This is a genomic window from Melittangium boletus DSM 14713 (assembly GCF_002305855.1).
Lineage (GTDB): Bacteria > Myxococcota > Myxococcia > Myxococcales > Myxococcaceae > Cystobacter > Cystobacter boletus.
Window position 1 is genome coordinate 9,529,216 of the sequence record NZ_CP022163.1, and the last position, 12,838, is coordinate 9,542,053.

At 69.7% G+C, this 12,838-nt stretch carries 10 protein-coding genes; 6 read left to right on the forward strand and 4 right to left on the reverse strand.

The features are described 5' to 3' along the window. Positions 1–142 precede the first annotated feature (142 nt). Positions 143–1,510, reverse strand: a complete 1,368-nt coding sequence (gene tilS, locus MEBOL_RS39305) for a tRNA lysidine(34) synthetase TilS (RefSeq protein ID WP_095982218.1) — start codon at positions 1,508–1,510, stop codon at positions 143–145. 459 nt (positions 1,511–1,969) lie between these two features. Between tilS and MEBOL_RS39310 the strand changes: the two genes are divergently transcribed. Together MEBOL_RS39310 and MEBOL_RS39315 are read left to right on the forward strand one after the other, a co-directional pair. Then, positions 1,970–2,182 (forward strand): TIGR04563 family protein, encoded by a 213-nt coding sequence (locus MEBOL_RS39310; protein WP_002628981.1) that lies wholly within the window; start codon positions 1,970–1,972, stop codon positions 2,180–2,182. 6 nt (positions 2,183–2,188) lie between these two features. Beyond that, a complete protein-coding gene (locus tag MEBOL_RS39315; RefSeq protein ID WP_095982219.1) occupies positions 2,189–2,404 on the forward strand; it encodes a TIGR04563 family protein in 216 nt (71 codons plus the stop codon). Between the two features lie 24 nt (positions 2,405–2,428). On the opposite strand, the gene MEBOL_RS39320 is transcribed toward MEBOL_RS39315, so the two are convergent. After that, positions 2,429–3,268 (reverse strand): 5'-nucleotidase C-terminal domain-containing protein, encoded by an 840-nt coding sequence (locus MEBOL_RS39320; RefSeq protein ID WP_095982220.1) that lies wholly within the window; start codon positions 3,266–3,268, stop codon positions 2,429–2,431. Next, positions 3,268–6,078 (reverse strand): TonB-dependent receptor plug domain-containing protein, encoded by a 2,811-nt coding sequence (locus MEBOL_RS39325; protein WP_095982221.1) that lies wholly within the window; start codon positions 6,076–6,078, stop codon positions 3,268–3,270. The genes MEBOL_RS39320 and MEBOL_RS39325 overlap by 1 nt, the downstream gene beginning before the upstream one ends. Positions 6,079–6,181: 103 nt before the next feature. On the opposite strand from MEBOL_RS39325, the gene MEBOL_RS39330 reads away from it, so the two are divergent. Then, positions 6,182–7,732 (forward strand): ChaN family lipoprotein, encoded by a 1,551-nt coding sequence (locus MEBOL_RS39330; protein ID WP_095982222.1) that lies wholly within the window; start codon positions 6,182–6,184, stop codon positions 7,730–7,732. Positions 7,733–7,756: 24 nt separating this feature from the next. Further along, entirely contained in the window at positions 7,757–8,215 is a 459-nt protein-coding gene (locus MEBOL_RS39335) for a YaiI/YqxD family protein (RefSeq protein ID WP_095983285.1), read from the forward strand. On the opposite strand, the gene MEBOL_RS39340 is transcribed toward MEBOL_RS39335, so the two are convergent. Continuing rightward, positions 8,199–10,607, reverse strand: coding sequence for an FG-GAP repeat domain-containing protein (locus MEBOL_RS39340; RefSeq protein WP_170115681.1), 2,409 nt, complete (start codon positions 10,605–10,607; stop codon positions 8,199–8,201). The two genes, MEBOL_RS39335 and MEBOL_RS39340, sit on opposite strands and share 17 nt — an antisense overlap. A 153-nt stretch (positions 10,608–10,760) precedes the next feature. On the opposite strand from MEBOL_RS39340, the gene MEBOL_RS39345 reads away from it, so the two are divergent. Together MEBOL_RS39345 and MEBOL_RS39350 are read left to right on the forward strand one after the other, a co-directional pair. After that, entirely contained in the window at positions 10,761–12,344 is a 1,584-nt protein-coding gene (locus MEBOL_RS39345; protein WP_095982224.1) for an acyl-CoA carboxylase subunit beta, read from the forward strand. A gap of 90 nt (positions 12,345–12,434) precedes the next feature. Further along, positions 12,435–12,836, forward strand: a complete 402-nt coding sequence (locus tag MEBOL_RS39350) for a GerW family sporulation protein (protein WP_095982225.1) — start codon at positions 12,435–12,437, stop codon at positions 12,834–12,836. The last annotated feature ends 2 nt before the right edge of the window (positions 12,837–12,838 follow it).

Below are 12,838 nucleotides of genomic sequence, written 5' to 3' on the forward strand. Positions count from 1 at the left end.
ACGGCCGGAAAAACCCAGCACTTCCGGTCGTTTGTCACGACACCGGGCGTATTGCCCGTTTGTCTGACGGTATCAGCAACAGCAAAAACGCCTCAACTATTTTGGGGGTTCCCCTGCCCCCCCATCCCCGAAATGGTGGACTCTATAACGGCAGGACACCGGGCATGCTCGCGCCCGGTGGGATGGCCCACAGAAAGAGTCTTACCTCACTCGGGACCGTCGAATTCCAGATTCCTGGCACCCACAGCAGGGTTCCGTCGGCGTCGGTCACCACCGGAAGCGCGTCCCGGCGCTCACTGGGGACGCGGCTATCCACCAGCACATCCTGCAACTTGCGCGAGCCCGCGGGTCCCCTGACCCGGTCCCCCTCCCGGCGTGTTCGCACCAGGAGCGGCCAGCGTGCCTGCCGCGGGACCGGCATCCCCAACACCCCCACGGGTGGTGCGGCCCGCCTCACGCCGAAGGTCCAACCCGTGCCTTCCTGGAGCACGTGACCCTCCTCTTCCCGCAGCCACACGGGAGGCGTCGCCTCGGGCGCCCGCTCGCCCCGGCGCACACACCGCACCCGTCCACCCATGGCGCGAAGCTGGAGGCTTCCCCGGACCCCACCGCCCCCCCGCAGGGTCACCGTCCCACCCGAGTCCACCGCGTCCATCACCCGGGCGAGCGAGGGCCCATCCACTTCCGCGTCCGCCTCGGACAGCAGGCGGGCCAGTACCCGGCGGCGCAGCGGCCGCTCCAGGGCACGCACGCCCACCGCGTCCAGGCTCCCGTCCGCGAGGACGAGCCGGCTCCAGGCACCATCCGCCAGCTTCGAGAGCAGCGCCTCGTCCTCGGCGGCCACCCGCGTGAAGGCGGCCAGGTGGGGGGTGACGGGAAAACCCACGGCGGCGGAGAGGGCCGGCAGGAGCTGCGCGCGCAGCCGCGTCCGGAGGAAGGACGGGTCCCCATTCATCGGATCCGTCACGAAGGGGGTGTCCTGCTCGGCGAGAAAGGCCTCCACCTCCTCGCGCGTGCGCTCGATGAGGGGACGGATGAGGAAGGGACGGGCGCGGTGGATGCCAACGGCTCCCCTCAACGAAGCGCCCCGGAGCAGGCGCATCAGCAACGTCTCCGCCTGATCCGACGCCGTATGCGCCGTGGCCACCACGTCCAGGCCGAGCTCGCGCCGCAAGGCCTCCAGGGCCGTGTACCGCGCCTCGCGGGCCCTCGCCTCCATGCCCGCTCCGGGCATCAGGCCCAGGGCGCGGACATGACACGGTAGCCCCCACTGGGCGGACAACCGAGCGACCGCCTCGACTTCCCGTCTGGCCTCGGGGCGCAGGCCATGATCGAGCGTGGCCACCTCCACGCGCAATCGCAGGGCCTGGCGCACGCGCGCGGTGCCCACGAGCAGCGCGGACGAGTCCGCCCCCCCCGACACCGCCAGCAGCACCGAGCCCCCTCGCCGTCCAAGCTGCTGATACGCCCCTTGAAGGGTGTTCGAAAACAAGTGGCTCGCGTCGCCCATGGGTCGGCATTCAACATGGGAAGGAATCAGAATCTAGCGAGACCGGTTACACCCGATGCGGCCGGTTGAAGCGGCGGAAGACGGTTCTTATGATCTCCCTGCGGGTCGCGAAGGACGCGAGGAGCAAGGAAAAAAGGGCGGTGGGGAATAGGTTTCGCGGCACGAACGGTTGAAGAGATGAATTTTTGACGGAGTTGGGCCTAGGGGTCCCCCCCCTCCCCCTCTGGGCCCACGGGGCCGCCGGGCTGAATCCTGGCGGTCCTTCTTTCCAGAATGCCCCGGGTTCTCCACTGGAGAGCCCGGGGCGTTCTCTTTTGCGGGTTTTTTTCACGCATGCGGCAGCGCATCGACGCATACGGAGCGGAAGCACTTGGAAACCGTTGACCCGTCGGAGCGTCTGTCGGATAACGGCCCCGGTGTGTTCAGGTCGTCACCTCGTATCCGTTCCGGAGAGCCAGGATGGCAGGCACCGACAAGCGCAAGCAGTCCCTCTACTTCCCCGAGGAGATGCTCAAGGAGATCCAGGAGGAAGCCAACCGCCAGGACCGTTCGCTCTCGTGGGTCGTCCAGCAGGCCTGGAAGATCGCTCGTGATCGCATCAAGTCTTTTCCCGCCGTCAATGACGTCACGGGAGACGAGCGGCAGGACCCGCGTGAGGAAGGAAGGTCCTAAGAGCCCATGGCCGCAACCGATCATCGAAAACAAAGTCTCTACTTCCCCGAAGACATGTTGGACGAAATCCAGCGCGAGGCGACGCGGCAGGATCGCTCGCTCTCGTGGATCGTCCAGCAAGCGTGGAAGGTGGCCCGAGGGGATCTGCGTAAGATGCCCTCGCCCAATGACGTCTTCGGCGCCACACCTCCTCCACGCACCGACAGCCCGGACGGCGTTTAAGCTCCGAGCGTCGGGCGCCCGGCCCTACTGAACGATGGCCCGAGGGGGCCGGGCGCACTTCTCGAACACGATACGGCCCTGTTCCACCAGGGCCTTGTCTTCCGTGCCGTAGTGGGCCCGCATGTAGGCCTCGGTGAGGGACACATCCGTGGCCCTGCCCTCGGCCGCGCGCGCCGTGACGGGGTTGCGCGTCACGTCCGACGCCGCGTCCTTGAAGATGGCGCCATAGCCGTCACCCCCCTGGGCGAGATAGCCGGACATGGCCACGCGGTAGCGCACGGAGGGATCCGTGCGCGGGGGCAAGGACACCGTCCGTCCCTTCACCGTCAACGCCTGGACCCGCTGTCCCGGGGGACGCGAGCAGTCCAGGCGCAGCGACACCCCCTCGGACACCTGCAGGAAGGTGCCTGGCGGCGAGATGATGGACTGACCCACCGGGAACAGCGCCTCCACCGAGTGCTCGAACATGTCCACGAGCTGCTTCTCGGTGAGATCCACCGTCACCACCGAGTTCTCGAAGAGCATCACCTCGTGCAGGAGGCCATTCTTGAGCGGCCCCTTGGGGATGGACACGCGGGTCACGCACAAGCCCTCCGAGCGCAGGGCCCCTCCGTTGACGACCGCCAGCTCCGCGGGCGCGGAGGAGTTGTCCTCGGCGTGCAGCAGGGCGTCCGCGCTCAACTGCCCGAGCGAGTGGTTGTCGTGCCGGGTGTAGATGCGCTCGAGATAGACGTCGTTGCCCAGGTGGCCCACGATGCTCTCGGGGTCCGCGATGAGCGGCTGACACTGGTCGTTGTACTGCAGACAGCCCACGCCCGGAGCGAGCGCGAGGGCCAACATGGTGGTGCGAAGCAGGCGGGACATCAGTTGTGGGCCCTCAGGGTCAGGAAGGCGGAGACGCCGTCACGGGGAAGCAGACCGGGGACGCGATCCGGACGAGGGACGTCGTCGCGCTGATCGGAGTCGAAGGCGTTCTGCACCACCAGCGCCAGCTCGAAGTGGTCCGCGATGGGCTCGCTGCGCACCTGCGCGGTGATGGTGCTGTAGGCGGGAATCTTGTAGCGGCGGATGAGCTCGAGGATGGTCCGGGTGTTGTTGCGCCGCTCGGCGCCCGTGCGCACCACGAGATCGAAGTTGACCAGGTCGCCAATGGGCATGGACAGGCCCGCGTTGAAACGCGCCTGGGGCGTGTCGGTGAGGTAGCGCTGGCTCTCGGGCAGCTCCAGGTCCTCGGCGCGGAAGAGGCTCGCGTTGACCCAGGCGGTGGCGCGCCGGCTGGCCTCGAGCCGGGCCTCGGCTTCCACGCCGTACACGCGCACACCCAGGTCCCGGTTGAGCACGGGGACGATGTTGCCCGAGGTGTCCACCGCGGCGATGGGCGAGCTGAAGCTCTCGAAGAAGGCGTTGGCGCGCAGCCGCACGCGAGACTCGCCCGACGTGCGCACGAGGTCCGCGCCCGCCTCGAGCGTGTTCACCACGGCGGGCTGCAAGGACGGGTTTCCCTCGTAGCGGCCCTGGTTGTAGTAGGTGTTGGGAATCTTCTCGAGCAGCTCCTGCATCGTGGGCGGCCGGAAGGCGCGGCCATACAGCAGCTTGAGCACGAGCGAGTCCGTGGCGGAGAAGACGAGTCCCACCCGGGGATTGATGCTCGGCACCAGCTGCGTGCCGGTGATGACGTTGGAGGAGTCCACGGACGGCAGCTGGGTGGCGTCCACGCGAATCCCCAGGGTGAGCGTGAGCGGCTCCACCACCGTCCACTGATCCTGCGCGAAGACGCCGAACGTCAAGCGCCGCGCGGCCGCGCCCCCCGCCAGCTCCAGGATGTCCACCAGCCCCTCGGGCGTTGCCAGGGAGGGGCGGAGCCGGCTGTCCGCGGTGTAGTTGGTCTCGTAGCTGTAGCCGTTGAGCATCTGCAGCTCCGCCACGGCGCCCAGCGACAGGCGATTGCCCTCGAAGAGCGAGAGATCCGTGTCCAGGCTCGCGCCCACGGTGCTCACCGTCACGAGCGTCTGCTCGAGCAATCCCTCGGCGAAGAGCTGGGTGGCGTCATCCGAACCGGTGCGGAAGCCTCGCGGGGCGATCTGGAAGAGCCGGTCCGTGCTCTGCCTGTCCCCGTACAGGCGCGCGCGCAGGTGCACCTGCTCGTTCACGTCCTGCTCGTAGGTGATGTCGCCCAGGAGCACCAGCCACTTGAGGCGGGAGTCCGGGCCCATCGTGTCGAAGAGGCCCACGAGCGCGGCGCGGTTCTCGGACATCAGCCGCGCGGACGCGGTGAGGTGGCGCTTGCTCGACAGGTTGTAGCGCCCTCCCAGACCCACGTTGACCAGGAAGCGGTCGTCCTGGGTGTAGCCCGCGGGATCCAACGCATCCCGCAGCTTCTGGGCGAGCGTCTCCGTGTTGAGCGCGTCCTCCTGGATCGCCATCGAGTCACCCTTCTGGTACCAGACGTCCGCGTCACCGAAGAGCTCCAGCCCCTCGAGGTGGTAGGCGCCCGACACATGACCGTCCACCGTGGGCGACAGACCGCCCTCGTCCTTGGGGAAACCTCCCGCGGAGACGGCCGAGAGCACCCCCTCGGCGCGCTGGGTGACCAGGTTCACCACCCCCAGGAAGGCGCCCGCGCCGTACAGCGACGAGCCCGGTCCGCGGATGACCTCGATGCGCTCCAGGTTCTCCACCGGCAGGTTCATCAACGCCTTGCCATCGAAGAAGCTGTTGAGGCGGTGGCCGTTGAGCAGGAAGAGCACCTCGGCGTCGTTGCGCAGGCCGCGAATGGCCGTCCGGTAGGAGCCCTGCACGTCGCGGCTGATGGTGACGCCGGGCACCACGTCCAGCACGTCCGCCACCGTGCGCGCCCCGAGCGAGCGGATCTGCTCACGCCCGAAGGAGGCCGCGATGGCGGGCACCTTCTTCACCGACTGCTCGTGCCGGGTGGCGAGCGCCAGTGTGTCCTCGGCGGTATAGAGCGCCAGATCCTCCTCCATCTGGGAGTGATCCGGCGCGGGCGCGGCGACGGGCTCGGGCGCGCGACGCACGGGGGCCGCCGGACGCTCCGCGGGAACATCCTCGCCCGGAGGCAGCTCCGCGGTCAGGGCCGCCATGTCGTCGTCATCCGAGCCGCGCGCGGGCTCCGGCTTGCGCTCGGGAGCACGCGGGGGGGCGGGCTCCGGCTCCGCCACGGGCTTGCGCTCTCCGCGCCGCTCGGCCCTGGAGGGGCGGCTCGTCCGGGAAGGAGGAGGAGGCGGCGGCTCGGGGGCCTGGACCACCACGGGAGCCCGGGGCGCGGGCGCCTCCCCCGCGATGTTGACGCGGGCCGGGCGCGTGGCGCTCTTGAACAGCGGCACCCGCTCTCCCCCGGCCGTGAAGCCCTCCATGTAGTACTCGACGCCGGGTGGGGCCATGCTCCCCGCCGGGATGGTGCCCCGGTAGAGGTCGCCGTACTGCAACTCCATGGGCGCCTCCGTGTAGGGCTCCCCGGAGCCGCGGTAGCGGATGACCACGCGCGAGATGCGCTGCGTGCCGGTGAGGACGCCATCGACCACGAAGGCCTCTCTGGCCTGCGCCTGGGCGGGCGGCGTGTGAAGCAGCGACGAGTCCTGCGCGAGGACGGGCCGTGCCATGAGGAGCACGCACGCGAGCAGGAAGGAGTGGGGGCGCGAGAGGGCGAACTTCACGGGGAACTCGATGGTCCTCCGAGGGGATTCGCGCGTCAAGGAAGGGGGCCTGGGGCGCCGAATTTTTGCCGCGCTCCCAGGTGCGTGCGACTGGTGCGACCCCATGCGCGCGTCGCTCGCCCTCCACCTCGCCCTGTTCCGCCGCCAGAAGGCCCAGATCGCCCGGGTCATCGAAGGACAGACGGCGGCCTTCCGCGCCTACGAGGCCCGCTACCGCCGCCGCACCTCCGAGTACCGGCGCGTGCTGCCCGCGCATGCCGTCTCCCAGCAGGTGCGCGCCTCGGACGTCGTCTATGTGGGTGACTACCACACGCTGCCGCTCGCCCAGGAAACGTACCTGGACCTCGTCGAGGGCGTGCGGGAGTCGGAACGCCGGGTGGTGCTGGCGCTCGAGTGCGTGGAAGGCCGGCACCAGGCGTCCGTGGATGCCTACCTGGCGGGCCGGCTCGCCGAGCGCGTCCTGCTCTCGCGCCTGGGGCTCGGACCGGGACAAGGCTCCGGCTCGGGCCCCCGCGCGCTGCTCGCCTACGCGAAGCGTCATCGCCTCCAGGTGGTGGCCATCGACCGGCGGGCCCAGGGGGAACGTTCCCTGGAGTTGAGGGACGCCTACGCGGCGGAGCGCATCGCCCGCGCGCTGCGGGCCGGGGACCAGCCCCGCGTCCTCGTGCTCGTGGGCCAGTACCACGTGGCGCCCTGCCACCTGCCCGCCCAGGTGGAGCGGGCCCTGGGGGAAGCGTCCGGAGCGCGCTCGCTCGTGGTGTACCAGAACGCCGAGGGCGTCTACTGGCGGCTCGCCCGCGAGGGGAAGGTCGGCGCGGCCCAGGCGGTGGAGTTGCCCGATGGCGCGCTGTGCCTGCTCAACGCCTCGCCCGTGGTGTGCCAGCAGAGCTTCCTCGACTACCTGGAGGCGGAAGCCGGGGACTCACCGCTCGGGGAGCGCGGCGCCACGGAGCGATTCCGGGAGCTCGCGAGCCTCATCGGCCGGCTGGCGGGCGTCTCCGTGGGCCGGTGGCTCGACGACGCCGAGGTGGTGACGGCCGCGGACGAGGACGCGCTGGTGCGCATCCAGCAACGGGGCCGCTTCACGCAAGGCGAGCTCGCGCAACTGCGCCGGCACATCCTCTCGCGCGAGAGCTGCTACATCCCCCGGGCACGCACCGCCTACCTGGCGTCGCTGTCGCTCAACCACGCGGCCGAGGAGGCGGCGCACTTCGTGCGGCACTGCGCCGTGGGAGACGCCATGGACGCGCCCCGCGGCGCCTCGGACGCCTTCTACGCGCGCTGCCTGGAGGAGGCGCTGGGCTTCTTCGGCTCCAAGCTGGTGAATCCGCGCCGCGGCTGCGTGGGCACCGGTGAGTGGGCCCTGCGCTTCGCCCAGGCACGGGGCGTGGAACGGCAGATCGCCGCGTTCGTGCTCGCGCACAAGGCCGCCGAGGTGGAGGTCCCGCACGAGGCGGTGAAGCTGCTGCCCCTGCGCAAGGATCGGCTCTTCCACGGCGTCAGCCACGCACTGGGCTACCTGCTCGGGGACGCGCTCTACCAGGGCTTCGATCAGGGGCTCGTGGACCGGACCGAGGTGCGAGCCCTGTTCCGAAATCCCCTGGAGGACCCCCGGCTCACCTACTTCGACTGGGTGCGGCGCCTGTCGCGGTGAAGACGTGAGAGGATGCGCGGCGACATGAAACTCTGGGTGGACGCCGATGCCTGTCCTGGTCCCGTACGGGACATCCTCCTGCGCGCGTCTCAGCGTCTGCGCGTGCCCGTCGTCTTCGTGGCCAACAAACGCCTCACCCTGCCCCGCTCGGAGCTCGTTTCCACCGTGCAGGTAGGCGCCGGGCTCGACGTGGCGGACCAGCACATCGCCACGTCCGCCCAGGCCGGAGACCTGGCCGTCACCCAGGACATTCCCCTCGCGGCCCTGCTCGTGCCCAAGGGCGTCGTCGTCATCGATCCGCGCGGCGAGCTCTTCAGCGAGGAGAACATCTCCGAGCGCCTGTCCGTGCGGAACTTCATGCAGGAGTTGCGCGACAGTGGCGTGACGACCGGCGGTCCCAGCGGATTCTCCGCGCAGGACCGTCAGCAATTCGCCGCGGCCCTGGACCGCGAACTCACGCGCCTGCTCAAGGCGCGTCCGTGAACGGAGGGAACACCAGGAGCCTGCCCGAGCGCAGCATCACGGCGAACTCGGCCCGTGCGTCCCCGAGCAGGTCCACGGACTTCACCCACGCCACGTCTCCCCCCGGGGAATAGGGCCTCGGCGAACCCCAGGTGTCGCGTGCCTCGCGAAGCACCACCCACAGTCCGGTGCCGTCTTCCGAGGTGGTGACGACGTCCGTGAGCCCATCCCCGTCCAGGTCCTCCCAGGCGAGCACGGTCGCTCCCACGGGCAGCTCGCACGTCATGGGCGCGCGCAGCGACCCATGTCCATCACCGCCCAGCATCGTCCACTGACCCGGTGCCCTCCCCTGGGAGATCACGTCCGCCAGGCCATCGCCATCCACGTCCGCGACGCCCCGGAAGCCATGCTCGGGCAACCCATCCCAGAAGCCCAGCCCCGGCAACGTGCTCCCGTCCGAAGCCGTGGGATTGAGATTGAGCCCGAGCGTCTGATGAAGGATGTCCAACGTGCCATCCCCATTGAAGTCCCCGGCGAGTGGACGCCCATCGACCGTGCTGTGGTAGTCCTCCATGGAGGGGTTGTGCTCCATCAAGCTGTCCACCTTGAACTCGCCCCCGCCCCGGTTGGTGAGCCGCACGCCCCCCGAGTACCGCCCCGAGGTGGTCATCACCAGATCCACGCGCCCATCCCGGTTGAAGTCTCCCGCCAGCACCTCCCCGGAGGACAGACTCCTGCCCTGCTCCTGGTGCCGGGCGAAGGGCGCCTCCGCGTCGTTCCACCACAGGTCCTTGGAGTAGACCCGGTCCGCACGCCTCGGGTCTTGGGACACACTGGCGAGATCCGCGCGGCCATCCCCATCGAAATCCCCGGCCGTGAGACTGACGACCGTCAGCTCCGACGCGATGTCGCGGAACGTGAACGCGCCCGCCTCGGAGGACAGCACCAGCCGGATGCCCCGTTCCCGTAGCGCGAGCGCGAGCCCTGGACGTCCATGGCCCTCGAAGTCCCCCACCACCCCCATGAACGACGCTCTGCCCGTCTCCACGGTCACGAGGGGCGGCACGGACGGCGGTGAAGACCTCTCGCCCGAGGCCGCCACGACCGGACAGGCCATGGGCATGGGGGGCGTCAGCAGGGGCTGCTCCGGTACGGCATACACGGAGACGGTGTTGTCCTCCGCCTCGGCCACCAGCAGTTCCGGGCGGCCGTCACCGTCCAGATCCGCGGTGGCGGCGGCACTCGGCGCCCGGCCCACCGCCATCCGTCCCAGGGACACGAGTGCTCCATCCCCTCGCCCCTTCAACAGGGACACCGACGCCTCCGCGCGATGCAGGGCCACCACATCGGCGAAGCCATCCGCGTCCAGATCCACCACCGCGATCTCCCCGACCTCGGCGTCCAACCGCAGGGAGAAGGGCTCGAAGAAGCGTCCCCCACCCTCGCCGAGGAAGACCCAGAGCCGCTCCGTGTCCGCCGCGATCACGTCTTCATGGCCATCCCGGTTGAAGTCCGCCGTGTCCAGGGAGTGGAAGGAGTGAAACGGCCGCAACGAGCCCGAGGGCTCCAGACTCCCCGAGGGCGTTCCCAGGAACACGTGAGCCCGCCAGTCGGCCTGGGCCCGCTCGAGGTTGAAGACCACATCCAGTAGGCCGTCCTCGTTGAAGTCCGCGACCACCGCCCGGGGCTCCTCGGGCGCATCCGCCGACCCCAGGCGCATGCCGGGGAGCGGAACGGGGATGGACTCGAACCGCCCGGAGCCAGAATGGCGCGCCAGGAGAAAATCCGGTGCCTCCACGGGGAGGACCCAGTCAAAGGGTCCCGTCGCGAACCAGAGAGCGGAGCCCCCCTCCGCTCCGTCCGTGCGCAGACCCAGGCTGGAGACGCTGCCTTCGCCCACGGAGGGCTGCGACGACGGCAGGAAGGAGCCATCACCCCGGCCGAGCAACACCTGGGCACCAAACCGGGTCCCCAACACGACATCCAGATGGCCATCGCCGTCCACGTCTCCCACGACGACGCGGCCCGAGGAGCTTTCCAGACGCAGGCCCCCGTCGGCTCTCGTCACGAGCCCACCCCGTCCATCATTGAGCAGGACATGGAACCGGCCCTTGCGGGTCACATACGGGCTCTGGAAGTTGCGGCCCTCGGCGTTGACGGCGACATCCGGCACGCCATCCCCGTTGAAATCCCCCACCGCGAGCCCCTCCGGGGAGACCCCCCCGTGAAACGATGCGCGCAGCCAGGGACGGCGCACCTCCTCCATCGATGGAGGCGGCTGTGTGCCGGAACCGTTGGGCTCGGGCACGGCAACGGGCGGCTCGTTTCTCGTGCTCGCCTCCCAACACCCCACGGACAGCCCCGCTCCCAACAGTCCCACTCGGGTCCACGCGCCCCAGTCACGTCGCTTCATCGGCCTGTCCTCGCTCGGTCCGTGTGGACAGGTGCGCATTCTCGGAAAAACCCGCAAGACGGCCGAGGCGCACGGCGTCCTCTACTCTCCTCTTCCGGGTGTGAGTGCCGCTCTGCCAAGTTGAGTGCTCGACCCGCCGTGGGGAGGCAACACATGAAGATGAAGGAGCGCGTGGAGAGGCTGGAAGAGCAGCGCCGCCGCAACGAGGGCCTGGGAGGCCCCGAGCGCATCGAGCGCCAGCACGCCAAGGGCAAGCTGACGGCCCGCGAGCGCCTGCGGCTGCTCTTCGACGCGAACACCTTCGAGGAAATGGGTCTCCTGGCGGGCGCGGAAGGCAACCTGCCCGAGGAGGAAGATCCGAGCCGGCCCTCGCCCGCGGACGGCGTCATCACCGGCGTGGGGGAGATCGACGGCCGGCCCGTGGCGGTGGCCGCCTATGACTTCACGGTGTTCGGCGGCTCCATCGGCACGGTGGGCGAGCGCAAGGTGGCGCGCATGAGGGATCTGGCGCTCAAGAACCGCATTCCCCTGGTCTGGCTGGTGGACTCGGCGGGGGCGCGGCTGGAGGCGGGCGGAGACATCGATCCCCGGCGCCTGGCGGGCTTCGCGGACACGGGCTACCTGTTCCGCGAGCAGGTGGTGATGAGCGGCGTGGTGCCGCAGGTGGCCGCCATGGTGGGCCCCGGCGCGGCGGGCACGGCCTACATCCCGGCGCTGGCGGACTTCCTGCCCATGGTGAAGGGCACGAGCTCACTCGCCATCGGCGGACCCTACCTGGTGGAGTCCGTGGTCGGCGAGAAGGTGACGGAGGAAGAGCTGGGCGGCTCCAAGGTGCACAACGAGCAGTCGGGCGTGGCGGACGCCGAGTATCCAGATGACACCGCGTGCCTCACCGCCATCCGCGAGTACCTGTCCTTCTTCCCCTCGCATTGCGAGGAGCGGCCTCCGCGCCGGCCCTCGGCGGACCCGTTCGACCGGCGCGACGAGGCCCTGCTCACGGTGGTGCCGGAGAGCCCCCGCCAGGCGTTCGACATGCACAAGGTCATCCTGTCGCTCGTGGATGACCGGAAGTTCTTCCCCCTCAAGCCCCGCTTCGCGCGCAACCTCATCACGGGGCTGGCGCGCATCGACGGCTACCCCGTGGGCGTGGTGGCCAACAACTCCATGTTCCTGGGCGGCATCCTGGACGTGAACGCCGCGGACAAGGCGGCGCGCTTCATCAACCTGTGTGACGCCTTCCAGGTGCCGCTGCTGTTCCTGCAGGACGTCCCGGGCTTCATGGTGGGCTCCAAGGTGGAGCAGCAGGGCATCATCCGGCACGGCGCGAAGATGATGTACGCGGCGGCGAGCGCCACCGTGCCCAAGTTCACCGTGGTGGTGCGCAAGGGCTACGGCGCGGGTTACTACGTGATGAACGGGCGGGCCTTCGAGCCGGACCTGCTCGTGGCCTGGCCGGGCGCGGAGATTGGCGTCATGGGTCCCGAGGGCATGGTGTCCATCGCGGCGCGCAAGCAGTTGCAGGCGGCGGGCAGCCCCGAGGCCGCCGAGGCGATGAAGAAGGAATTGGCGGACGGCTTGCGCCAGCACATCCGCATCGAGCGCACGGCGGCCATGGCCATGGTGGACGATGTGGTGGATCCCCGGGACACGCGGCGGCTGCTCGCGCGCGCCCTCAAGCGCACCGCGAACAAGAAGGTGGAGCGCCCCTTCCGCCGCCGGGAAATCTCCCCCGTCTGAGCAGGCGCCCCCCAAGCGAGCGCCTGGTGTCGACTCCCGGGTGGGTGACTACCTCAGCCGGGACGTTGCTCGATCACGGAGGGTAGGACCATGGACGTCAACGAGGTCATCGACAGGGCGCGCGACGCCATCAACGTCCGGCGCATCTTCGGAGAGCCCATCCAACAGGAGGGAACGACGCTCATCCCCGCCGCGTGGGTGAGCGGAGGAGGAGGCGGCGGCAGCGGCGAGGGTCCAGCCACCGAGGGAGCGAAGGGGGCCGAAAACGCCAGCAAGGGCCAGGGCAGCGGCTTCGGCCTGCGGGCCCGACCCGCGGGCGCCTTCGTCATCAAGAATGGGACGGTGCGCTGGCTGCCCGCGGTGGATGTCAACCGCATCATCCTGGGGGGCCAGGTGCTCGCGGGCATCTTCCTGCTCACGCTCGGCCGGGGACTGGTGCGCCGCTTGCTCCAAGAGGCCAGACCCCTGCGCCGTAGGCGGTTCGCGAGGTGAGG